General features: G+C 69.9%; 22 protein-coding genes and 1 pseudogene. 11 read left to right on the top strand and 12 right to left on the bottom strand.

From position 1 onward, the window contains the following. Positions 1-65 precede the first annotated feature (65 nt). Together OED52_RS18240 and OED52_RS18245 are read left to right on the top strand one after the other, a co-directional pair. The gene (locus OED52_RS18240) at positions 66-452 is read left to right on the top strand and encodes a DUF3054 domain-containing protein (protein ID WP_264152238.1); all 387 of its coding nucleotides are present in this window, start codon (positions 66-68) and stop codon (positions 450-452) included. 116 nt (positions 453-568) lie between these two features. Further along, complete coding sequence (locus OED52_RS18245; protein WP_264152239.1) at positions 569-2,041, top strand: peptide MFS transporter; 1,473 nt, start codon at positions 569-571, stop codon at positions 2,039-2,041. 25 nt (positions 2,042-2,066) lie between these two features. Here OED52_RS18245 and OED52_RS18250 read toward each other — a convergent pair. From OED52_RS18250 to OED52_RS18260, 3 genes and pseudogenes are all read right to left on the bottom strand, one after another. Beyond that, a pseudogene (locus OED52_RS18250) lies at positions 2,067-2,805 on the bottom strand (TSUP family transporter). A 46-nt stretch (positions 2,806-2,851) separates the two neighbouring features. Continuing rightward, on the bottom strand, positions 2,852-4,528 hold the full coding sequence (locus tag OED52_RS18255) for an NTF2-like N-terminal transpeptidase domain-containing protein (protein ID WP_264152240.1): 1,677 nt from the start codon (positions 4,526-4,528) through the stop codon (positions 2,852-2,854). 75 nt (positions 4,529-4,603) lie between these two features. Then, positions 4,604-6,373, bottom strand: a complete 1,770-nt coding sequence (locus OED52_RS18260) for a penicillin-binding transpeptidase domain-containing protein (RefSeq protein WP_264154758.1) — start codon at positions 6,371-6,373, stop codon at positions 4,604-4,606. A gap of 191 nt (positions 6,374-6,564) precedes the next feature. Here OED52_RS18260 and OED52_RS18265 point away from each other — a divergent pair, with 191 nt between their 5' ends. Both OED52_RS18265 and OED52_RS18270 read left to right on the top strand, forming a co-directional pair. Then, positions 6,565-8,100, top strand: coding sequence for an ATP-binding cassette domain-containing protein (locus OED52_RS18265; RefSeq protein ID WP_264152241.1), 1,536 nt, complete (start codon positions 6,565-6,567; stop codon positions 8,098-8,100). 5 nt (positions 8,101-8,105) lie between these two features. Further along, complete coding sequence (locus OED52_RS18270; protein ID WP_264154759.1) at positions 8,106-8,915, top strand: alpha/beta fold hydrolase; 810 nt, start codon at positions 8,106-8,108, stop codon at positions 8,913-8,915. A 4-nt stretch (positions 8,916-8,919) separates the two neighbouring features. Here the strand turns inward: OED52_RS18270 and OED52_RS18275 are convergent, their stop codons facing one another. After that, positions 8,920-9,546 carry a TetR/AcrR family transcriptional regulator gene (locus tag OED52_RS18275; protein WP_264152242.1) on the bottom strand — a complete coding sequence of 209 codons (627 nt, stop codon included), beginning with the start codon at positions 9,544-9,546 and terminating at the stop codon, positions 8,920-8,922. Between the two features lie 249 nt (positions 9,547-9,795). After that, positions 9,796-11,022: an acyl-CoA dehydrogenase family protein gene (locus OED52_RS18280; protein WP_264152243.1), complete on the bottom strand. Its 1,227-nt coding sequence runs from the start codon at positions 11,020-11,022 to the stop codon at positions 9,796-9,798. A 130-nt stretch (positions 11,023-11,152) separates the two neighbouring features. Here OED52_RS18280 and OED52_RS18285 point away from each other — a divergent pair, with 130 nt between their 5' ends. Beyond that, the gene (locus OED52_RS18285; protein WP_264152244.1) at positions 11,153-12,271 is read left to right on the top strand and encodes an energy-coupling factor ABC transporter permease; all 1,119 of its coding nucleotides are present in this window, start codon (positions 11,153-11,155) and stop codon (positions 12,269-12,271) included. Positions 12,272-12,344: 73 nt separating this feature from the next. Here OED52_RS18285 and OED52_RS18290 read toward each other — a convergent pair whose 3' ends face one another. The 3 genes from OED52_RS18290 to OED52_RS18300 form a co-directional block, all read right to left on the bottom strand. Next, positions 12,345-12,911 (bottom strand): hypothetical protein, encoded by a 567-nt coding sequence (locus OED52_RS18290; RefSeq protein ID WP_264152245.1) that lies wholly within the window; start codon positions 12,909-12,911, stop codon positions 12,345-12,347. A gap of 215 nt (positions 12,912-13,126) precedes the next feature. After that, the gene (locus tag OED52_RS18295) at positions 13,127-13,774 is read right to left on the bottom strand and encodes a hypothetical protein (protein WP_264152246.1); all 648 of its coding nucleotides are present in this window, start codon (positions 13,772-13,774) and stop codon (positions 13,127-13,129) included. A gap of 144 nt (positions 13,775-13,918) precedes the next feature. Next, positions 13,919-14,539 carry a TetR/AcrR family transcriptional regulator gene (locus OED52_RS18300; protein WP_413247685.1) on the bottom strand — a complete coding sequence of 207 codons (621 nt, stop codon included), beginning with the start codon at positions 14,537-14,539 and terminating at the stop codon, positions 13,919-13,921. A gap of 63 nt (positions 14,540-14,602) precedes the next feature. Here OED52_RS18300 and OED52_RS20825 point away from each other — a divergent pair, with 63 nt between their 5' ends. The 6 genes from OED52_RS20825 (at position 14,603) to OED52_RS18325 (ending at position 19,066) form a co-directional block, all read left to right on the top strand. Beyond that, the gene (locus OED52_RS20825; RefSeq protein WP_413247772.1) at positions 14,603-14,686 is read left to right on the top strand and encodes a putative leader peptide; all 84 of its coding nucleotides are present in this window, start codon (positions 14,603-14,605) and stop codon (positions 14,684-14,686) included. 104 nt (positions 14,687-14,790) lie between these two features. Beyond that, positions 14,791-15,306, top strand: a complete 516-nt coding sequence (locus OED52_RS18305) for a DUF4242 domain-containing protein (RefSeq protein ID WP_264152247.1) — start codon at positions 14,791-14,793, stop codon at positions 15,304-15,306. Positions 15,307-15,313: 7 nt separating this feature from the next. After that, positions 15,314-16,363, top strand: a complete 1,050-nt coding sequence (locus OED52_RS18310) for an acyl-CoA dehydrogenase family protein (RefSeq protein WP_264152248.1) — start codon at positions 15,314-15,316, stop codon at positions 16,361-16,363. Then, on the top strand, positions 16,339-17,076 hold the full coding sequence (locus tag OED52_RS18315) for an ABC transporter ATP-binding protein (RefSeq protein WP_264152249.1): 738 nt from the start codon (positions 16,339-16,341) through the stop codon (positions 17,074-17,076). The genes OED52_RS18310 and OED52_RS18315 overlap by 25 nt, the downstream gene beginning before the upstream one ends. Beyond that, a complete protein-coding gene (locus tag OED52_RS18320; RefSeq protein ID WP_264152250.1) occupies positions 17,073-18,248 on the top strand; it encodes an ABC transporter substrate-binding protein in 1,176 nt (391 codons plus the stop codon). Before OED52_RS18315 ends, OED52_RS18320 begins: the two co-directional genes overlap by 4 nt. Further along, complete coding sequence (locus tag OED52_RS18325) at positions 18,245-19,066, top strand: ABC transporter permease (RefSeq protein WP_413247686.1); 822 nt, start codon at positions 18,245-18,247, stop codon at positions 19,064-19,066. Before OED52_RS18320 ends, OED52_RS18325 begins: the two co-directional genes overlap by 4 nt. A 4-nt stretch (positions 19,067-19,070) precedes the next feature. On the opposite strand, the gene OED52_RS18330 is transcribed toward OED52_RS18325, so the two are convergent. From OED52_RS18330 to OED52_RS18345, 4 genes are read right to left on the bottom strand one after another with little or no spacing between them, the layout of a single operon-like run. Continuing rightward, complete coding sequence (locus OED52_RS18330) at positions 19,071-19,550, bottom strand: nitroreductase family deazaflavin-dependent oxidoreductase (RefSeq protein WP_264152251.1); 480 nt, start codon at positions 19,548-19,550, stop codon at positions 19,071-19,073. Positions 19,551-19,593: 43 nt separating this feature from the next. After that, a complete protein-coding gene (locus tag OED52_RS18335; protein ID WP_264152252.1) occupies positions 19,594-20,466 on the bottom strand; it encodes an alpha/beta fold hydrolase in 873 nt (290 codons plus the stop codon). Continuing rightward, entirely contained in the window at positions 20,456-21,094 is a 639-nt protein-coding gene (locus OED52_RS18340; RefSeq protein WP_264152253.1) for a TetR/AcrR family transcriptional regulator, read from the bottom strand. Before OED52_RS18340 ends, OED52_RS18335 begins: the two co-directional genes overlap by 11 nt. After that, complete coding sequence (locus OED52_RS18345) at positions 21,091-22,926, bottom strand: N-acyl-D-amino-acid deacylase family protein (protein ID WP_264152254.1); 1,836 nt, start codon at positions 22,924-22,926, stop codon at positions 21,091-21,093. Before OED52_RS18345 ends, OED52_RS18340 begins: the two co-directional genes overlap by 4 nt. Positions 22,927-22,956: the final 30 nt, after the last annotated feature.

Consider the following 22,956-nt stretch of genomic DNA (forward strand, 5'->3'; position numbering starts at 1 on the left):
CGTATCGGTCCCGCCGGCGGGTTGCGGCGATTCCGCCCGACGACCGCGCGGCTACCCTGGAGGCCGTGAAGAAGTACACCCCGGCGTTGGCGATCGACGTCGTGCTGGTCGTCGTGTTCGCCGCGCTCGGCCGCTCCAGCCACAACGAAATTCTCGATCTCGTGGGTCTGGCAGGAACCGCCTGGCCGTTCCTCGGCGGCCTCACCGTCGGGTGGTTCCTCACCGCATGGCTCTACCGCGACAAGTTCGACGCCTTCGCCGCCGTGCCCACCGGCCTGCTCGTCTGGGTCAGCACCCTCGTGGTGGGCATGCTGCTGCGCGCCGTCACCGGCCAGGGCACCGCCACCGCGTTCATCATCGTGGCGACCTGCTTCCTCGGTGCCTTCCTGGTGGGCTGGCGTCTTCTCGCCGCCGTCGTCCAGCGCCGCAAGGTCGACGCACACCGCTCCTGAGCAGCACCGCCGGCGTGTGATCCCGAATCTCACATGCGTTGCGGCGATGTGATCCGGCTCCGTGGTCTGCGTGATTTTTTCGCGCCGACGCCCTCTCCGATGCAAGAGTGGGGATCATGTCCACGACGGAACCCCCCACGCTGACCGGGTCTCGATCCGACCATCGCTTCTTCGGCCAGCCCCTGCCCCTGGCCAATCTGTTCGGTGTCGAGATGTGGGAGCGGTTCTCCTTCTACGGCATGCAGGGCATCCTGATCTACTACCTGTACTACTCGGTGTCCGAGGGCGGGTTGGGGATCAGCCAGGCGGCCGCGACCTCCATCGTCGGCGCCTACGGCGGCACGGTCTACCTGTCCACCATCCTCGGCGCGTGGATCGCCGACCGGCTGCTCGGCTCGGAACGCACCCTCTTCTACAGCGCCGTGCTCATCATGTTCGGTCACATCGCACTCGCGGTGCTGCCCGGCTTCGCCGGCGTGGGTGTCGGCCTGGTGCTGGTCGCTTTAGGCAGCGGTGGCCTCAAGGCCACGGCGACCTCGATCGTCGGCGATCTCTACGACGAGCAGGATCCCCGCCGCGACGCCGGTTTCTCCATCTTCTACATGGGTGTGAACCTCGGCGCGCTCGTCGGCCCGCTGCTCACCGGCTTCATGCAGACGCGCTACGGATTCCACTGGGGCTTCGGTCTCGCAGCGGTCGGCATGTTCCTCGGCCTGCTGCAGTACACGATCTACCGCAAGCATCTCGGCGACATCGGCAAGGTGCCGCCGCACCCCCTGCCCACCGAGACGCGCACGAAGGCGGCCGGGATCGGCGTGGCCGCCGTGGCCCTCGTCGCGATCGCCGTGCTGAGCGGCCTCGTCACCACGGGCAACATGTCCGACATCCTCGTCGCCCTGACGATCGTCGCGACGGTCGCCTACTTCGTCATCATGCTGACGAGCAAGCAGATCACCCCGGTCGAGCGCAGCCGGGTGCTGTCGTTCATCCCGATGTTCATCGCGAGCGCGGTGTTCTGGTCGCTGTTCCAGCAGCAGTTCACGATGGTCGCCGTCTACGCCGACACCCGCCTGAACCGCGACCTGTTCGGCTGGGAGTTCCCGCCCTCCTGGGTGCAGTCCATCAACCCGGTCTTCATCATCCTGTTCGCAGGTGTCTTCGCCGCGGTGTGGACGAAGATGGGGCCGCGGCAGCCGTCGTCGCCGATCAAGTTCGCGGCGGGCACCATCATCATGGGCATCGCGTTCCTGTGCTTCATCCCGATGGCCGGCGGCGGACCCAACAGCGCCCCGCTGCTCGGGCTGGTCTTCGTCCTGCTGCTGTTCACCTTCGCCGAGCTGTTCCTGTCGCCCGTCGGGTTGTCGCTCGCGACCAAGCTCGCGCCGAGGAACTTCCACACGCAGATGGTCGCGCTGTTCTACCTGTCGGTGGCCTGCGGCACCGCGATGGCCGGCACCCTCGCCGGGTTCTACGACGAGAACGACGAGGTGCCCTACTACCTGTGGATCGGCGGCGCGTCGATCCTGGTGGGTGTGGTGCTCGCGCTGTTCGCCCCGCGCATCAAGAAGCTGATGCAGGGCGTGCAGTAGGCACGAACTCCCACAGCGGCCCGGCTCAGCGCAGGGCCAGCCACCCTGCGAGGCCGAAGCCGGCCAGGGCGACGCCCATGCGCAGCAGGTTCGGCGGGATCCGCCGGACCAGCGGCGGACCGCACCGCCCACCGGCGAAGGCCCCCCACGGCCATGGCCGCGGCGGCGACCCAGTGCACCGGCCCGAAGACGGCGAAGCCGACGGCCGCGACGAGATTGGCCACGCCGAGCAGGTAGCTCTTGAGGATGCTGGCCCGCCAGATCTGCTCGGAGGTGCAGATCAGGATCAGGGCCAGGAAGATGACGCCGGCCCCGGCGCCGAAGTAACCGCCGTAGACCGACACGACGAACACCGCGACGGAGAACACCCCGGGCAGGTCGCGGCCGTCGGCGAGGTTGCGGATGCGTGGCTGCAGCAGCAGCGCGAGCGCCGCGAGACCGACCAGATAGGGCACGATCGCCTCGAACGACCCGGGTGGCGCGACCAGCAGCACCAGCGCTCCGGCCGCGCCCCCGAGGGCGGCGTAGAGCGTCCACCACCACACCTTCGGGCCGGTGTCGACGACCTCCCGCGACGAACTGGACAGCGCCCCGAGCCCCACGCCCACCATCGCGACGGTGTTGGTGACGTTCGCCGCGACCGGCGGCAGACCCACCGCGAGCAGCGCCGGATAGGACACGATCGAGGCGAGGCCGGTGACGAACCCGACGACGCCCGCGAAGAAACCTGCCACCACCAGCAGGGCCACGTCGAGAACGGTCACGACTGCTCAACGTACCCGCGGGTCGCGGCGGGTCCCGCGCCGGGAGTTACTCGCCGAGCAGGGGCTGGCCGAGCTTCGTCAGGAAGGTGTCGGCCATCTTGATCGCGCGGTCGCCGCCGTCGGCGTCGGCGACGAAGACCGCGAAGGCGAGGTCGTTGCCGGTGTAGCCGTAGAACCAGCGGTCGTCTCCGCTGGCCGCGGCGATCCCGACGAGGCCGGCGTGGCGGCGCAGGAAGGACGCCGGTCCGTTCTGCACGTTGTCGGTCATCATGCCGCGCAGGGCGTCGACGACGGAGGCGGGCAGCGGCTCGGGGGTGTCGCCGACGGCGCTCTGTCCCTGCACGATCGTGGGGGCGGCGGCGTCACCGCGGGCGACGGACGCGGCGAGCACGGCCGCACCGAGCGGGGTGACGAGGGCGTCGTCCGAGTCCGAGCCGGCGAACTGCACCACGCCGGAGCGGCTGTGGCCGATCTGCGCGGTCTCGAAGTCGAAGCCGGGCACCTCGTAGTCCACGCCCAGGCCGAGCCGGCGCGCGGTGTCGGCGAGATCGTCCGTGCTCACGTCGTCGGGGTCGACGCCGCGGTCCAGGGCCGCGGCCGTCCGCACGGGGTCGAGCACCCCACCGGCCGGGTAGAGACCGTGGGTGAGCACCGGGCCGAGTTCCATGGCCCAGTTGTTGACGTCGGCGGCGAGGATGCCGCCGGTCGACGGCCGGATCGCGACGAGTGCGGCCGGGGTACCGGCGGTGACCACCGCCTCCTTGGCGGCGAGCTGCACGTGCGAGTCGACGGTGGCGTTCAGGTCCGGCGGCGGCGGTCCCTGGTAGCCGGTCACCTGGATCGGGCCCTCCTCGGGGTCCTCGAGAGTGACGGCCCAGCCGGAGGTGCGGTCGCGTTCGAGCTGCCAGGCCGAGCGGAGCGAGTCGAGCAGCGGCGTGGAGATGCGACGATCCGCGCTGATCAGCGTGGGGGTCTTGACCACCTCGACGCCGGGGATCGACACGATGCCGTCCTCGAGGAACTGGTAGTCCTGGTCGCGGAGCTTGACCGCGGTGATCCGGTTGCCCGGCTCCTCCTGCATCCGCTCCTGCATGAGCTGGGCGGTGATCACGGGCGCGACCGGCTCGAGCACGGCGGCCAGGCGGGTGGTGGTGTCGACGGGGTCGGGCATCTTCGCCGGGTCGAGGACGACGGCGTTGATGGTCTGTTCCTCCATGAGGAGCCGGCCCGCGCCGTCGAAGATCTTCGGGGGTTCTGCGTCGGTGCGGACGAGGTGCACGGTGCGGCCGCCGCCGAGATCCGGCACGACGACCTCCGGGTCCCACGAGACGCGCCAGCCGACGGCGAGTTTCCGCACGGAACCGTTCACCTGGTACGACCAGTTGCGGTCCTCGCCGAAGTCCCAGTCCGCCGAGAGCGTGAAGTAGCCCGAGTCCTCGTTCAGCTGGACGAGCTGGGTGACCTCGTAGTCGACACTGCCGTCCGCGAGACCGTCGAACATCTGCGTGATGGTCTCCTCGGCCGCGTTCGGGTACGAGGTGAGCTCGGCGGCGGCCCGGGGATCCCGGCCGTCGAGGGCTGCCACGAAATCGTCGACGAGACGTTCCGCCTCGCTACGAGAGTCCGAGAAGACGACCGTCGTCAGTGCCACGACCGCCACGACGAGAGCGACGGCGAGCGCCACGATGCGCCCCCGCTTCTCTCGCCACCCACGAAGCCCCATATGCAACAACCTTCACTCCAGTCACAGGAGAATCCAGCACAAGTTGTGAACGAACCAATCACGATTGCGCCACGGTCAACCCCTCAACCACCGGCCTGCGACGTCGAGAGCGGGAGCCGAGCTGTCCGCCCCCGCCACGAACACCGCAAAAGCCAGATTATCCTGCGTACCGATAAACCAGCCGTGCGCCCCGACGTTGTCACCGTACTCTGCCGTTCCCGTCTTCCCGGTCAGATCCGGTATGTCACGCAACGTACTCGCCGTCCCCCCGGTGACGGTCTCGCGCATCATGGTTCGCAATGCGACCGTGACCTCTTCCGGCGCCGGATCGACGGTCGCATCGGCCGTCGCGGGCCGCCCCTCGACCAGCACGGGCAGCGGCGTCGCACCGTTCGCGACCGACGCCGCGACGAGCGCCATCCCGAAGGGTGAAGCCGTCACCTCACCCTGCCCGATCGACGCCTCCACGCGGGCGGCGTCGGGCTCCGCGACGGGCACGCTGCCGGTGACCGTGACGAGACCCGGGGTGACGTAGTCGAGACCGAGACCGAACTGCCGGGCGGCCTGCTGCAGCGCGTCCGGCGGCAGGTCCAGGGCGAGCTGCCCCATCGTCGTGTTGCACGAGTTCGCGAACGCCGTGTGCAGCGGTACCGGCCCGAGATCGAAGTTGTCGTCGTTGGGGATCACACGCGACCCGATCGACGCCGTGCCCGGGCAGGGCAGCACCGTGTCGGGTCCGGCGAGCCCGGCCTGCAGGGCCGCCGAGGTGGTCACCACCTTGAAGGTCGAACCCGGCGGGTACAGCCCGGTCACCGCCACCGGTCCCTCGTCGTCGGCGACGGCGTTCTGGGCGATCGCGCGGATCGCACCGGTGGACGGTTCGACGGCGACGATCACCGCCGGCCGGTCGAGCGGGGCGAGGGCCGCCTCGGCGCGTCGCTGCAGGTCGAGGTCGATGGTGGTCGTCAGATCGGGCGCCTCGGGTCCCGACTCCCCCGCGACCTGCCACGCCGTCCCGTCCGCGGCGACCCGCTGGACCACCCAGCCGACGGAGGCCTCCTGACCCTCCTGCCACAGCTCGGCGAGCCCGGACCACACCGGGGAGGCCAGTTCGCGTTCGGTGGTGAGCAGCCGGGTCTGGGCCGCGAGCGTCACCCCGGGCAGCGCCCGGAGGCGGTCCTCGACCCGCGCGAGGTCGTCCGCACGCAGGGTGACCACCCCGACCGGGCTGCCCTCGGCCTTCGCGACCTCCCCGGCGAGCCACTCCGCGGTGATCGTCGGGGCGACCTCCGCCAGCACGGGCGCGACCGCCGCGGGGTCCGCGGTCGCGTCCAGGCTCACGACGGTGACGACCTGCTCGCTCAGGAACGGGCGGCCGGCCCGGTCGAAGATCGTCGGGGGCGGCCCGACCGTGGTCAGGTAGCGCAGCGAGTCGCCGTCCCCGAGGTCGGGGGCGAGCAGTGCGGGATCCCAGTCGATGCGCCACTCCTCGGCGGCAGGGTCCTCCGCGGCGACGCCCGTCGTCCGGTACGACCAGTCCTGTCCCTCGTCGAAGGTCCAGGCGACGTCGAGTTCGAAGGTGCCGCCGTCTCCCGTCCTCGCGACACGCACGGTGGGGTCGTCGGTGCCGAGCCCGTCGAAGATCCGCTCGAGGGTGTCCTCGGCCGCGGCCGGATCGGTGGTCAGCGCGGCGGCGGTCCGCACGTCGCCGGCGTCGAGGGCGGCGGCGAACTCCTCGGCGACGGTCTCCGGTTGGTCGGGGCCGGTGGCGCACGCGGACGCCGACAGGATCGTGGCCCCTGCCACAAGCGAGGTCAGCAGTCGTACACGCACGGTCTCGATGATGCCCCCTCCACCGACCCGATGTCCGTTTCCGCAGGTGGGGCGGCGTGGGAAAAATCGGTTGCGGCGCACGACGCCCTCCCTCAACATGGAGTACGCATCCCGTCGCCGTCGATCGGAGAAGTCCGTTGCTCCTGTAGAGGTTCCGTCCCGCGCGTTCGCGCAGCCGATCCTCGACACCTCCGGGAGCCGCCATGTCCTCGTCCGGCATCACTCTGTCCGCCCTCTCCTACACCCACCCCGACGGCACCGTCGCTCTCGAGAACCTCGACGCCGTGCTGTCCGGCGGACGCATCGGCCTGGTGGGCCGCAACGGGAGCGGGAAAAGCACTCTTCTACAACTGATCTCCGGCAGGCTGCATCCCACCTCGGGGTCGGTCGACACCCGGGGCCGGGTGGCGTACCTGCCGCAGGACGTCACCCTCGACCCGGCCGTCCCGGTGGACGCCGTCCTCGGCATCGGTGAGGTCCGTAAGTCCCTGCGGCGCATCGAATCCGGATCGTGCGACGAGCGCGACTTCGAGGTCGTCGCCGACCGGTGGGACATCGAGGACCGCGCCCTCGCCCTCGTGCACCGGGTCGGGCTCGACCGGATCCTGCCCGACGCGGGCGGTTTCGACCGCACGGTCGGCCAGCTCTCCGGCGGGGAGACCGTGCTGCTGGCGTTCACCGCGCGGCTGCTCGACGAACCCGACCTGCTGCTGCTCGACGAGCCGACCAACAACCTCGACGCCGAGGGGCGGGCCCGGCTGCAGGACGCGCTCGAGCGTTTCCCGGGGACGGTGCTCGTCGCGGGCCACGACCGCGACCTGCTCGAACGCATGGACGCGATCGCAGAACTGCGCGAGGGTTCGTTGCGGCTGTTCGGCGGTGGTTTCGGGGACTACGAGCAGATCGTCGCCGAAGAGCAGGAGGCGGCGCGCGCCGCGGTGCGCGAGGCCCGCAACGACGTGCGGCGGCAGGCGCGGGAACTGTCCGCCGCCCAGGTCGCGCTCGCACGGCGGCAGCGGTACGGCCGCAAGATGTACGAGCAGAAGCGCGAACCGAAGATCGTCATGGATGCCCGCAAGCGGCAGGCCCAGGAGTCGGCGGGACGGTTCCGCTGCGAACACGAGGAGGATCTGACCACCGCCCGGGAGAAACTGGCCCGCGCGAGCGACGCGGTGCGCGACGACCGGGAGATCCGCATCGACCTGCCCGGGACGACGGTCCCGCCGGGCCGGCGGGTGGCCGCGGCACCGGTGGAGATCGTCGGCCCCGAGCGGATCGCGCTGCGCGGCGCGAACGGGTCGGGCAAGACGACGCTGCTGCACCGCCTCGTGGAGGCCGGGCCGCTGGTGCCGTTCGCGCTGCTGCCGCAGCGCCTCGACATCTTCGACGACGATCTCTCGGTGGCGGAGAACGCGGAGAAACGGGCCCCGCACCTGACGCCGCACGAGATCCGGGCGCGGCTGGCGCGGTTCCTGTTCCGCGGCCGGCACGCCGAGGTGCCGGTGGGGGCGCTGTCCGGTGGGGAACGTCTGCGGGCGGCGCTGGCCGTCGTCCTCGCCGCCGATCCGGCACCGCAGTTGCTGCTGCTGGACGAACCGACGAACAACCTGGATCTGCCGGCCCTCGCGCACCTGACGCAGGCGCTGCGGGCGTTCGGCGGTGCGCTCGTCGTGGTCTCGCACGACGAGCGGTTCCTCGGGGAGATCGGGGTGACCAGGTCGGTCATACTGCAGCGGTGAGCAGGGTGACGACGAGCGAGGCGACGAATCCCGGCGACGGCACCCGGATCCGGTTCTCCGTCGCTGGCCCCGACGACGCGCCGGTCGTGCTGCTGGTCCACGGCAGCGCGTTGTCGTCGGCGGTGTGGCGCGGCTTCGGTTACGTTCGTGCGCTGGGCGAGCGGTTCCGGCTGCTCATGCCGGACCTGCGCGGGCACGGCCGCAGCGACACCCCGCACGACGAGAACTCCTACGCGATGGAGGCGATCGTCGGGGACCTGCTCGCCGTCCTCGACGCCGTGCAACCCCCGCGCGTGCACTATGTCGGGTACTCGTTCGGAGCCCGGGCGGGGCTCGCCCTCGCCGTCGCACGACCGGAGCGGCTGGCGAGTCTGATCCTGCTCGGCGGCAGCGCCCGACCGCAGGAGGGCGCAATGGACGCGATGTTCTTCCCCGGCACCGTGGACGTGCTCGAACACGAGGGCATGGAGGGTTTCCTCCGCGCCTGGGAACAGCGACGCCGCACGCCCGTCGACCCCGCGACCCGTACGGCGTTCCTGCGCAACGACCCGCTGGCCCTCGCCGCGTACTTCCGCCGGTCCGATCGTGAACCCGGGATCGACGACGCGGATCTGGCCGCGCTCGACCTGCCGACGCTCGCCGTCGTGGGGTCCGAGGACCGGTTGCGGGTGGACGACACCCGGGCGATCTCGCGCACCGTACCCGGGGCGCGGCTGGCGATCCTGCGCGGAGCCGACCACGCCGCGACCGTCGCGGCGGCTCTGCCCGCCGTCGAGACGTTCCTGACGGCGCGGGCCGGGTCGTCGCGGAGCTAGGGCGTCAGGACGCCATCGCCGGTTCGGGGCGTGTGGGCGCGGTGGACGACACCTCGCTCAGCAGGGCCGCGACCGCGCGCTTGACCACCTCGACGGATTCGGGCACCGACAGGCGCAGCACGTCGCGCAGCGACATCCACATGGGCCAGGCCGTCGCGACCCCGATCGCGTTCTCCGCCTGCCGGCGGACGGCGGGGTCGACCCCCTCGAAGCAGTCGGCGAACAGGTCCATCGTGTCCTCCTTCGCCCGTTCGATGTGCCGCAGGCGGATGCGCTGCAGGGCCGGTGAGAACGGCGCCCGGAGCGACGAGGCCCGCGCGAACGGCGCGATGTACTCCAGCAGTTCGGCCCGCTGACGGCAGTAGGCGTCGATCCGCTCGTCGAGCGGCAGCGCCGGGTCGACGGGTTCGTAGGCGTCGTCGAGCCGGCGCATCAGTTCGGTGCCGGTCGCCTCGAAGAGGGTCTCCAGGTCGCCGAAGTGTCCCCACAGCGAGCGCAGCGACACCCCGGCCTTCGCGGCGATCTGCGCGCCGGTGGGTTTGAGTTCCCCCCTGCGGATCAGGTCGACGTGGGCTTCGATGACGGCGCGGCGCGTGCGTTCCGCTCGCGCCGTGCGGCCGTCCGTCGTCACCGGCCCGTCCCCGCCCCTCGCACCTATCGATTTCTCGCCGTGCTTCGTTCGGTATGCGTACATCGCTCCCCTCGATTTCCGCTCGATACCCCCGCGAAAACCGGGCGTCCCCCTCGTGACGACCGGTTCGCTTCGTCACGGCGAACAATAGACGACGAAGCCGCAGAATTGTTCGCCGCGTGACGAAATGTCCATTTCGCCGCGTTTCCGACGGCGTGTCGAATTCCTTACCGGCCGGTCAGAAGTTCCCTACTGTGCAGTAAGAATTCCTTTCGCGATATGTGTGACTTGAATTTCGTTGCTGCCCGCGTAGATCATCAGCGATTTGGCGTCCCGCGCGAGCTGCTCGACCCGATATTCGGCCATATATCCGTTCCCGCCGAACAGCTGGACCGCTTCCATCGCGACCTCGGTCGCCGCCCGCGAGGAGTACAGCTTCATCGCCGAGGCCTCCGACAGGCTCACCGGCTTCCCCTCCTGCGCCCGCTCGATGGCACTGAAGACCATGTTCTGCACGTTGATCCGGGCGATCTCCATCTCGGCGAGCTTGAGCTGGATGAGCTGGAACTGTGCGATCTCCTTGCCCCACAGCTTCCGCGACTTCGCGTAGTCGGTGCACAGCCGCAGGCACTGCTCGATGATGCCGAGCGAGAGATAGGCGATGCCGATCCGCTCGGCCGCGAACGACTCGCGGGCGCTCTCCTTGCCGTCGCTGCGACCGCCCTCCTCGGTCTCCCCCAGCAGCCGGTCGCGGGTCACGCGCACGTTGTCGAAGAACAGCTCACCCGTCGGCGACGAGTTCATGCCCATCTTCTTGAAGGGCGGGCTCTGCGTGAACCCCTCCATGCCCTTCTCCAGCACGAAGGCGAGCACCTTGCGGTCGCGGCGGTCCACGGACGGATCACCCTCGTCGAGCTTGGCGTAGACGATGACGACGTCGGCGTAGGGGCCGTTGGTGATGAACGTCTTCTGCCCGTTGAGGATGTAGTCCTCGCCGTCGCGCCGGACGGTGGTCTTCATGCCACCGAAGGCGTCGGACCCCGAATCCGGTTCGGTGATCGCCCACGCGCCGACCTTCTCGAAGGTCACCAGGCCCGGCAGCCAGCGCTTCTTCTGCTCCAGGGTGCCACGGCTGCGGATCGTGCCCGCGGTCAACCCCAGGCTCACCCCCAGTGATGCGACGAGTCCGAGACTCACGCCGGCGAGTTCGATGTTGAGCAGGGCCGCCATCCCCGGTGACGCGTTCATGCCCCCGCCGCCCGAACTCTTCTCTCCGCGTTCCTCCTTCGCGAGGGCGCGTTCGAGGGATTCGCGGGCCATCTCGTCGATGCCGAACGTCGCGTACAGCTTCCGGATGATGTCGTACGGCGGTAATTCGCCGGCTTCGAGCCTGTCGACGTGGGGGCGAATTTCCTTCTCGATGAAACCGCGCAGAGCGTCGCGGAACATGAGGTCCGTGTCCGACCATTCGTACATGGACGGAATATAGAACACGTTCCGGTTTTCCCGTGGGGCTTCGTCCCGCTCCGGAACGAAAACGCTCCGCCTCCCCCTGTCCGGTACTAGCCTTCGCCGCAGGACACTCCGTCGACGGGAGGCATCGAGGATGATCGGTCCGAGTGGCACGGCAGGGGTGGACGCGCTGGCCCTGCACATGAGCGACGGACTGGTCGACGCCCGGGCATCGGCATGGTTCTTCCTCATCGCCGTCATCGGCGTCGGCATCGCCGTCTGGTACGCCCGCAGCGATCTCGACAAGCGGTCGGTTCCGACCGCGGCGCTGGTCACCGCGCTGGTCTTCGCACTGCAGGTGGTCGACGTGCCGGTGCTGCCCGACGTCAGCGGGCACGTGGTGGGGGCCGCGCTCGCGGCGATCCTGCTCGGCCCGTTCGTGGGCGCGCTCGCGGTGACGCTGGTGCTCGTCGTGCAGGCCTTCGTCTTCGCCGACGGCGGCCTGTCCGCCCTGGGTTCCAACGTCACCAACATGGTGCTGATCGCCGTCGCCGCGGCGTTCCTCACCGCCACGGCCCTGCGCGCCCTGCTCGAGCACCGGCGCGTGCGGTCCGGGGCGCTCGTCCTGGGCCCGGCCTCGTTCGCGGCGGGATTCGTCTCGGTGCTCGCGGCGGTGACGGGTTTCGTCGTCGAATACGCCCTGGGCGGTTCCACGGCGGTGCCGTTGTCGAACATCGGGTTCCTGTACGCCACCCACGTGCCGGTGGGTCTCGTCGAGGGGGTCGTGACGGCCGCGCTGGTTCTCGCCGTCGCGCGGGTCTCGCCGGAATCCGTGTACCTCACCCGGATGCCCGTCAACCCGCTCGACCCCGACGCATCCCCCGCCCCGCGACCCCGGCCCCGTTCGCGCGGCGCCCTGTTCGTCGGGCTGGGGTTCACGACGCTGATCGTGGCCGGGATCGTCGCACCCCTCGCCGTCGACTGGCCGGGCGCTCTGGAGGTCACCACCACGCGCGGATGCGAGACGGGCACCCTGCCCGGCGACATCACCGGCGAGTGCATGGCCGAGGACGTCGAGGAACACAGCCTCGCCGACGGTCCCCTCGCCGGTTACGCGATCGACGGCCGGTCCGGTTCGACGGGCATCGCCACGGTGCTCGGCGCGCTGGGCACCTTCGTCCTGGCGAGCGTATGCTTCCGCGCGCTCGTCGCACGGCCGGTGGTCACCACACCGTCGCGCTCGGATTCTCCTCGAACCGCCTCGGCAGGCTGAGCTCTCCCACACATACGACACCGGCCGCGTCGGTCCCGAACGGATACCGACGCGGCCGGTGCTACGTGCCGGGTCAGCCGGCCGATCCGGACAGGAGGCAGCCCAGGCCGGTGCATCCCGGCTCTTCCGCCTCCTGAGGCAGGATGATGACGATGGGCTCTCGGTTCGGTGCCCCGTCCCCGAACATCCCCTCCTCATCACTGTTCGACCAATACGCACCTTCCTCGGGTGCAGTGGATCTGGCCGCCGCGCAGTTGTAGACGACCTGCCACTCCCCGTCTTCCAGATCCGTGTAGGTGTGCGAGAACTCGCCGCCGTCCTCCGGGAAGGGGATCTCGACGAGGTTGCTCGCGTCCAATGTCCCTCCCGACCACTGTTCGTCGTGCACACGGATGACGTGCATGCTTCGAGGGTCCTCCGCCCCGGCGGCTTCCTCATCGACGACGAACACGAAGCAGTACTTCAGATCGACATCCTCGGCCGTATCGTCCGTGAACGTGATGGTCAGGTCGCTTCCAGTAGCCGACGCGGCTACCTTGATCTCCCCGATGTCGTCGGCAGCCGAGGCCAGTGACGGGAACGCCAGAGCGGCGGCAGCTGTCGCCGCCACGATCGAGGCAGCTCGGGTGAATGTGCGCATGGACGGTCCCCTCTGAATTTCGCATCGATTTCGATGCACACGGACTTTCTCCGCAGACAAGCGGTTTCGACATCGTAGGACGAGAATCCTGCCGGATCCAGACGAAGTACGCGAAAGCCCCTTGTCGAACCTCGATTTTCTGCCCCGACGACACCGGCCGCATTCGGTGCCTGAACTGCACCCGAATGCGGCCGGTGTCGTTCGAACGGATGAATTCAGTTGTCGCCGGCGGATCCGGAGAGCAACAGACAGGACAGGCTCGTGCATTCCGGCTCTCCGGAAATCTCCGGAACCGTCCCTTGCGGCTCCCCGAGTGTCTCCGGCGCCGTCTCGTCGAGCCCTTCGGACTCCCCTCCGGCCACCGTCACCGGGATCGACTCCCGGTTCGCCTCGAGTTCGAGATCGGGAGCCGGTGGGATGCCGGGAGTCAACCAGTAACCTGCGGGAGCATCGCTCTGCCCGTCGAACACCGCGCAGAAGTAGTCGATCTGCCACTCCCCGTCGGGCACCCCGGTGAACGTGTGGGCGTATTCCCCCGTCTCGGGGTACGGGAACGCCCTTTCGACGGGAAAACCTTCGGGGAGAGAAGGAATCGCCGCGGCGGGCAGGAGGAAGAAGAATTCGGGTTCGGACGGGAGCGGGGTCGACTCCTCCACCTCCACCGCCTCCAGGGCGACCTGGCAGATCCTGGCCGGGAAGTCCTCGGCCACGGTGTCCGTGACGGTGACGATCACGTCGCTGCCGACGGACGACGCGTCGACTGCGATCTCCCCCGTGACCTCCGCCGCGGCCACCGACGGCAGGACCAGCCCGGCGAGCGTGGCGGCCGCCGCCACCGAAGCAACACGAACGATCGAGCGCATGTGCATCCCCCTGCAGATCCTGCATCGTGTCGATGCGGTGGACGGTTGCCGACGAAGCCGGTTCCACCATCCTAGGAACGGCATGCACACCGCATCCGGCGTTCGGCAGAATTCGCGGATTCCTCCGGTGCAGGGGGAGATTTTTCAGGCCGCGGAGTCGGAGAGGTGCGCATCCACCAGCGCCGCGGCCATCTCCCTGCCGAGCCGGATCGGTTCGATCGAGTGCTCGAACTTCGATCCCGCGAGGGCACCGTCGTAGATCAACTGCAGCCGGCCGGCGAGAGCCTCGGCGTCGGGCACCCCGGCGAGGGCGAGCAGTTCGGTCAGGGTCGAGTACAGCCACTCCCGGTGCGCCAGCACCGGTTCTATGCGTTCCTGCGGGAATTCCGTTGCTGCGTTGGCATATTGGCATCCGCGGAAGTTCTTGCGCGGCGCCGACCTCATCGCGAGGTCGAAGAAGGTGAGGATCTTCTCGACCGGATCGTCGACGTCCTCGACGGCGGCGTTCCACCGCTCGCGGTCACGGCGGTCGAGGTCCTCGAGATAGGCCAGCACCAGTGCGTCTTTCGAGCCGTACGACGAGTAGAGGCTCGCGCGCGCCACTCCCGCCTCGGCGAGGATGCGGTCGACGCCCACCGCCCGGATGCCGTGCTCGGCGAACAGGGCGCTCGCGGTCTCCAGCAGGCGCTGCGCGGGGGACGGCCGGGCAGCGCGGCCCGACGCGGGAGCGGAGGTTTCGACGGAGGTGTCGGCGATCGTACGCACGGACCCAGGGTAACGGAGGGGCCGGATAGACAGACCGTTCTATTCACATGTACCGTGGGTCGCGTGACGCACAGCCTTCTGACTCGCCGCCTGCACGTGGATCTCGTGCGGGTCGCGACCGCTGTTTGTCGTCGCTGTCACAGCTGACCGGTCCCGCCCACACGTGCCGTGACCCCGGGGCACATCTGCGCCTCGGACCACCCCACCGGACCGGTCCACAGTTCCCACCATGCTTCTCGGAAGGTGCCCTCATGTCGCTCTACCTCTACGAACTCGTGCCCGCCGAGGGCCAGGCCTCGGCTGCCATCAAGGCGTTCGACGAGGCCGTCACCGCTGCCGGCGGTGAGCTCATCGAGTCGCAGGTGACCACCGGCGGCACCCGCGTCTTCGCCATCGCCGAGTTCGAGTCCTGCCGCGCGCCGCAGCTCGAGGCCGCCGCCCTCGACGTCGCGGAGATCACCGGCCCCGACCAGGTCCGCCTCGTCGGCGCCGACCTGGACCAGATCAAGGCCACCCGCCCCGAGGCCGGTTATCTCGTCGAGTGGGACATCCCCGACACCATCGACATGGAGACCTACCTCGCCCGCAAGAAGGCGAACTCGCCGAAGTACGCGGACGTTCCGGAGGTCACCTTCCTGCGCACCTATGTCCGCGAGGACATGGACAAGTGCCTGTGCTTCTACAACGCCCCCGACGAGGCCGCCGTCGTGCGTGCCCGCGAGGTCGTCAGCACCCCCATCGACCGTCTCCACCAGCTCGAAGGATAAGAACCGGATGACCGCGGCCATGGAACGAACGACCGAGGAGCAGCGCGCGGCGATCGCCGAATTCGTGCGCGATCGTGCCGCCGCTCTCGATCGGGGCGAGACCGATATCCGCACCGACCTCGCCTGTATCGGCGAGGCGGGCCTGATCGCCCGTGGACTCGGTGGGGAGTGTCTCGACGACATGGTCGCGGTCGTCGACGAGGTGGCCGCGGAATCGCTCACCGTCGGGTTCTCCCTGTGGGCGCAGCGCATGGCGCTCGAATACATCGATCGCGCACCGCAGGTCCTCCGCGACCTCTACCGGGACGAGCTGGCCTCCGGCCGCACGGTCGGGGTCACCGCGATGGCCGCCGCACTCAAGCACCTGGCGGGTCTCGGCGAATTGCCGTTGCTCGCCGAGCACACCGACGACGGGATCACGGTCACCGGCCCGATCCACTGGGCGTCCAACGTCTTTCCGGAATCACTGATCGTGTTCCCGGCGCGCACCGCGGACGGTGGCCGTCTCGTCGCCGTGGTCCGCGCCGACGCACCGGGCATCACCATCGCCCCGTCGCCGGAACTGCTCGCGCTGGGCGCCACCTCGTCGACCTCCCTGAAGTTCGACGGAGTGCGGATTCCCCGCTCGCACATCCTCACCGAGGATCTCCCCGCCTTCTGCGGCACGATCCGCCCGACCTTCCTGCTGCTGCAGACCTCGTTCTGCTCGGGCATCACCCGTGCCTCGCTCGCCGAGGCCGGGTCGCGGCTGCACGGCCTCGGCGAGCAGTTCACCGGTGAGTACGAACTCGTTCGGGCACAGTACGATTCGCTGCGCGAGCGGCTCTACCGGTTCGCGGCCGACCCGAGTGCCGTGCCGCCGGTGGAGTTCGTGCGCCTGCGGCTCGACGGGTCGATCGTCGCCGTCGCCGCGACCCGCCTGGAGGCGACGCTGCGCGGCGGTGCCGGCTACGCCTCGGCCAGCGCCACCAACCGGCGGTTCCGCGAGGCCGCCTTCCTGCCCGTCCAGTCGCCCTCGGAAGGACAGTTGCGGTGGGAACTGTCGCAGTACGAATAGCCGACGGCTACAAGAGTTTCGCCGGTCGCCGCGATCCGGTTCTGCGAGGGGTGGACCTGGACATCGCGACCGGCGAATTCCTCGTGCTGCTCGGCAGCAGCGGTAGCGGCAAGTCCACCCTGCTCCGGATCGTCGCGGGCCTCGACCGCCTCGACCGCGGCTCGGTCGACTGGCCCGACACCGAGGGCGACAACCACCCCCACACCGGGGTGGTCTTCCAGCAGCCGTTCCTCATGCCGTGGCTGACGGTGCGCGAGAACATCGCGTTCGGTGGACGTTTCGCCGCGCACCGCGAGCGCTTCGACACCGCCTACGCCGATTCGCTCCTCGAGCGCTTCGGCCTGTCGTCGCTGGCCGGTTACTATCCCGACCAGTTGTCGGGCGGCCAAGCCCAGCGGGTCGCCGTGATCCGCGCCGTCGCGGTACGGCCGCGGCTGCTGCTGCTCGACGAGCCGTTCAGCGCCCTCGATCCGGCAACTCGATCCGATCTGCGGTCCTGGCTCGGGGAACTCGCGCGCGGTCTCGGCTTCACCACCGTGCTCGTCACCCACGACATCGACGAGGCCCTCGAACTCGGCGACCGGATCGCACTGTTCGGCAGCGGTGCGGTGCAACAGGAATGGCGGCTCGCCGAACTGCCCGACGTCGAGCGCGACGGTCTGCGTACGCAGATCCTGGCGCACTACCGCGATTCGTCGCTGTCGCCGACATGACGGGTGGACCCCTCATCAGCCGCCGCACCCTGATACGCGGCGCTCTCGGTCTCGCCGCGGCCGGCGGGGTCGCCGGTGTCGTCGACCTGGCGCGCACCGCGACGGCCGACCGCACCAACCGGACGGGGCAGCTGCGTATCGGTTACCTGCCGATCACCGACGCGGCGCCGCTGCTCGTCGCGCACGGCTCCGGTCTGTATCCGCAGGGGATCGTCGACGGCGCGAAGCCCGTGCTCTTCCGCAGCTGGGCGTCGCTGGCGGAGGCGTTCGTCAGCCGCCGCGTCGACGTGGTGCACCTGCTCATGCCGATGGCCGTCCAATTGCGCTACAGCCTGGGCAGTTCCGTGCGCATCCTCGGCTGGAACCACACCAACGGCTCGGCGCTGACGGTCGCCCCGCACATCACCGACCCGAGCGATCTGGCCGGGCAGACGGTGGCGATCCCGTTCTGGTGGTCCATCCACAACATCGCCCTGCAGCAGCTGCTGCGTGCCCACGGCCTCACCCCGGTCGTGCGGGAGGCCCCGTCGAAGTCCGCCCGCACCGTCGGTCTCGTCGTGATGGGACCGTCCGACATGATCCCGGCGCTGGCCAACGGATCGATCGCGGCATTCACCGTCGCCGACCCGTTCAACGCCGCCGCGGAGGTCCGCGGTATCGGCCGCATCCACCGTTTCCTCGGCGACGTGTGGCGCGACCACGCGTGCTGCGCGCTGCTCGTGCACGAGGAACTCATCGAACGCAATCCCGCGGCGGTGCAGGCGCTCACCGACTCGGTGGTCTCCGCCCAGCTGCAGATCGGCGCCGACCGCCAGGCCGCGGCCGGGCTGCTGTCGACCGGCGGCTACCTGCCGCAGCCGCTGCCCGCCATCACGAAGGCCCTCACCTATCCCGGCCGGGACGAGGGCACGCGGCACCCGCAGTGGCAGCCGCAGCGCGTCGGCTACCAGCCGTTCCCCTTCCCGTCCTTCACGGCTGCGCTCATCGAAGCGATGCACGGCACCGTCGTCGACGGCGACACCCGTTTCCTGTCGCGCCTCGATCCGGCGACCGTGCACCACGACCTCGTCGACGACCGGTTCGTCCGCACGTCCCTGACCCGTGTGCCCGGCACCGACGCCTTCGGTCTCCCGGCCGATCTCACCCGCACAGAGGAGGTCGATCCCTCGTGAGCGTCCCCACCGGTACCGTGCCCGCCCCGGCCCGCACCGGCAGGCGACCGTCCTTCCTGCCCCAGGTCGTGGCGATCGCCGTCGCCGTGGCCCTGTGGTGGCTCGTGACGACCGTCCTCGTCGCCCCCGACTCGATCGTGCGGGACTTCGCGCCGCAGTACGTCTTCCCCGCGATCGTCGACCTGTTCGCGCGCGGTGTGCTGCTGCCCGACACCCTCGCGAGCCTGTGGCGGCTGCTGGTGGGGCTGCTCATCGCAGCGACCGTCGGTATCCCGCTCGGACTGGCGATCGGGCTCAACCCACTCGTCGAACGCGCCACGATGCCGATCGTGCAGTTCCTGCGGATGATCTCGCCGCTGTCCTGGGCACCGATCGCCGTGGCGCTGTTCGGGATCGGGCATCAGCCGGTGTTCTTCCTCATCGCCGCCGCCGCGGTGTGGCCGATCGTCATCAACACCGCCGCCGGGGTGCACGGCATCGACCAGGGCTATCTCATGGTGGCGCGCTCGTTCGGTGCCACCCGACTCGAACTGCTCACCACCGTCGTGCTGCCCGCCATCCGCGCGCAGGTGCAGACCGGCCTGCGGGTCGGCCTGGGCATCGCGTGGGTGGTGCTGGTGCCGGCCGAGATGCTCGGTGTGCGCTCCGGGCTCGGCTACCAGATCCTCAACGCCCGCGACCAGCTCGCCTACGACCAGGTCATGGCCGTGATCGTCGTGATCGGCTTCCTCGGTTTCTGGCTCGACTGGGCGGCCCGGCACCTGCTGCGCGAACGCCGCAAGCCGGTCGCCGTCGAGGAGGCCGACCGGCCGCTGTGAGCGGTCAGGCGCCGACGGGCGTCAGCACGAACACCGGGATCTCCCGGTCCGTACGCTTCGCGTACAGCGCGTAGTTCGGCCACGTGTCGAGCAGCACCGGCCACAGCCGTTCGCGTTCCTCACCGTGCGCGACCCGCACCGAGACGCGGTGGTCGCGCCCCTCGTACCGGACGTCCGCCTCGTCGGCGGCGCGCAGGTTCAGCGCCCAGGCGGGTGCCTTCGGATGCCCCCAGTTCGAACCCACCACCAGCCAGCCACCGTCGTGCGGCACGCACAGCAGTGGCGTCGACCGCTGTTCCCCGCTCTTGCGGCCCCGCACGGTGAGCAGCAGCGAGGGCAGGCCCGCGATCGTCAGCAGCGTGACCTTCCCGCGGGTGACCCGCTGGATGGTCTTGTCCACCGCGATGATCTGCCGCGAGTACTGCGGCAGCCACGGCAGGGCACCGATACGGACGGCCACCGGCCGGAGCGGATTCCTCGGCATCTGTCCCCCTGTCGAGACGAACGTCCGTCTGCCGGAGCGCCGGCTACCTCCCCCAGGCTCCGAGCAGCGTCCGTACCGCAGCCACGACGGCGAGCGGCTGATCGATCATAGGGTGATGTCCGGACGCGGGCAGGTCGACGAGGAGGGCGTCGGGGCCGAACTGCTCGATCATCCGCTCGTAGAGGGCGTCGGAGATGATGCCGTACTCGCAGCGGAAGTAGGCGACGCGGCACTTCGGGCGCATCCCCTCGAAGCTGCGGGCGGCCTGCCGTCCGACGCGGCGGCGATCGAACTTCCAGGCGACGCCGCCCTCGACGTCCTTCAGCGACCCGCGGGCGATGTGGTCGAGCACGTAGGACTCGGCGTGGTCCTGCGGCGGGACGAGCCGGAACCTGGCGACCGCGTCGTCGGCCGAGGGGTAGATCCTCGGTGGACGGGAGCTGTTCAGTGCTTTCGCCTGCATCTCGAGTTCCTCGGGGGACACGTCGCGGATCGGCGAGTCGATGATCGCGACGCCTGCGAGCCGGTCGCCGTACAGGTGCGAGGCCGCGAACGAGACGATGCCGCCCATGCTGTGCCCGACGAGGACGGGCGGTCCGACGATGCCGCCGCCCTCCGCGGCCACGAGGATCTCCGCGGACCAGGTCTCGAGGTCGTAGTGGTCGCGATGGTCGCTGTCGCCGTGCCCGCTCAGGTCCAGGGCGACGACGCGGCGGCCGCGGGCGAGTTGCGGACCGATGTGGTCCCACCATCCGGAATGGGCCATGCCGCCGTGGACCAGGACGATTCCCGGCTGTCCGGCCTCACCCCACGCCCGGTAGGCGATGGTCGCACCCGCTGCCTCGACCTTCCCGGTCTCGACGGGCGCGGCCAGGGCGTCGACGAACCATTGAGGAGCAGATCCGTTAGTGCTCATCACCCGAACTTATGCGAGCTGTGACGCCGACCAACATCCGGGCCACCAATTCGATGCGGCGCTCGTCCATCTCCGGCTGCGGATGCACGGTCGCCGACACCGCCTCGCCGTCGAACAGGTGTACGGCCGTCAGCAGCAGCACGTCGAACACCGCGGGGTCGAACCGCGCCGCGACCGGCAGCGACCTGCCGAAATCGACGATCTGCGCGTGGTAGCGCGCGGCCATCGGTGCCAGGTGTTCCCGCAGTGCCGCGTCGGTGCGGGCCGCGCCGAGCAGTTCGTACCAGGCCGCGTTCATCGGCGCGCGGCAGGCCGCACGCAGCAGCTCGAGGCATTCCCGCACGGAGTCGACGCTGTCGTCGCTCGCCCCGAGGGCCTCGAGTCCGGCGCGGAAGTTCGCGAACTGGCGCACGCGTACCTCGTCGGCGGCCGCAACCATGAGGTTCAGGCGGGTCGGGAAGTGCCGGAACACCCCTCCCGAGGACACCCCGGAGCGCCGGCACACCTCCCCGACGGTGGTCGCGGTGTAGCCGAGCTCGGCGAGGGCCGTGATCGTCGCGTCGAGGATGCGGCCGATCGTCTCCTCCCGGCGCTGCTGCTGGGTACGTCGCGTGACGGGAGCGCTCATGCGGCGGATCCGGCGGGGGCCGACCGTGCCGGGGCGGGGCCGCGTTCGTCGACACCGGCGCGCAGGAACCGGCCGGTCCCGACGGTGCGGCCGTAGCCGGGCACGAACTCGCCCTCCCGGAAGACGACCCTGCCCGCGACGGCGGTGGCGGTCACCGCCCGGTCGTTGCGGTCGACCATGCGCTGCAGTCCGCCGAACTCCTCCATCGGTGCCTCGTGGTAGGCGTCGACGTCGTCGGTCAGGCCGGCCGGGTCGACGACGACGAAGTCGGCGCGGTCCCCGATGCGCAGGTGCCCCGCGTCGATGCCGTAGAAGTCGCCGAGTTCGCCGGTGAGCTTGTGGACGATCTGCCCGAGCGGCAGGATCGGCTCGCCGCGGCGTTCGGCGTCGTGGGCGCGGCGCAGCAGGCAGATGGCGAAGTTGTAGAAGGCCATGTTCCGCAGGTGCGCACCGGCGTCGGAGAAGCCGATGGTGACGCCGGGTGTGCGTACCAGCCGGTCGGCGACCTTCCGCCGGTCGTTGGCGATCACGGTGTGCCAGCGGAACTCCCGGCCGTGCTCGACGACGAGGTCGAGGAAGGTGTCGACCGGGTGCAGATTCCGTGCGCGGGCGACGTCACCGATGGACCGGCCGACGAGCGAGCTGTCGGGGCACGCGACGATGCGGGTGTCGTCGAAGTCGCGGTGCCACACCCGCGGGGAGAACCTCTTCTCGAAGTCCTGCCGGAACCAGCGGCGGTAGGCCTCGTCGCGCATCAGGTCGTTGCGGGCGATCTCGTCGTTGAGATGCAGTGCGGCCCGGCCGGATCCGAACTCCTCGAAGACCACGAGGTCGATGCCGTCCGAGTACACCTCGAAAGTGGTGGGCAGGTGCTGCCACCGGAAGGCCCCCCTGCCGATCCGGTTGGCGGCGAACGCGATCGGACCGAAGATGCGGTTGACCCAGCGTTCCGCCTTGGTATCGGCGGCAGCGAGGACCGACGCCTTCATCGGCTTGCGTCCGATACCGGTGCTCGCGAGCGCGAAGAAGGCGACGTCGTACTTGGTGTTGAGGTTCGGCACGGCCTGCAGCACGCGGCCGCGGCGACGCAGGATCCGGTGCAGGCGACGGAATTCCGACCACGACGCGTGCGTCGACGGCAGGGTGCGGGAACGGTAGCGGTCGCCGTCCATCTTGTCCCAGGGGTTCGTCATGGTCGACACCCCGAGGAAGCCGGCGTCGAGGGCATCCTCGACCCGCGCGTCGATGTCCGCCAGCTCGGCACGGGTGGGGCGGTTCGCCGATTCGGTGGAGCGGCCGAGGCCCATCACCGACGCTCGCACGTCGGAGTGCCCGATGAAGGCGGTGATGTTGGGGCCGAGCGGAAGCCGGTTCAGGGCATCGATGTACTCGCGCGGGGTCTCCCACGTCCTGGTCTTCTCGAGGGCGGCGAGCACGTGTTCGCGCGGGACAGCTTCGACGCGGCTGAACAGGTCGGCGGCGTCGAGGGGCGGGACGAAGACGGTGGACAGGGAGCAGTTGCCCATGAGCACGGTCGTGACGCCGTGCCGGACCGATTCGGGCAGGCCGGGGCCGACGAGGACCTCGGCGTCGTAGTGGGTGTGGGTGTCGACGAAGCCGGGCATCACCCAGCGGCCGTGTGCCTCGACGACCTCGGTGTCCGGACCGACCGGCAGGTCGTCGGTGGTGGCGGTGACGAGGACGCCGTCGCGGATGCCGAGGTTGCGGACGACGCCCGGGGCGCCCGTGCCGTCGAACCACAGCCCCCCGCGTACGACGACGTCGAAGTCGTCTCGTGTGCGATCTCCCGATGTGTGATCTGCGCCACTCATGCGGCGAGGGTAACACGAGAAAGAGGTCGC

Source organism: Rhodococcus sp. Z13, assembly GCF_025837095.1.
Taxonomy (GTDB): domain Bacteria; phylum Actinomycetota; class Actinomycetes; order Mycobacteriales; family Mycobacteriaceae; genus Rhodococcus; species Rhodococcus sacchari.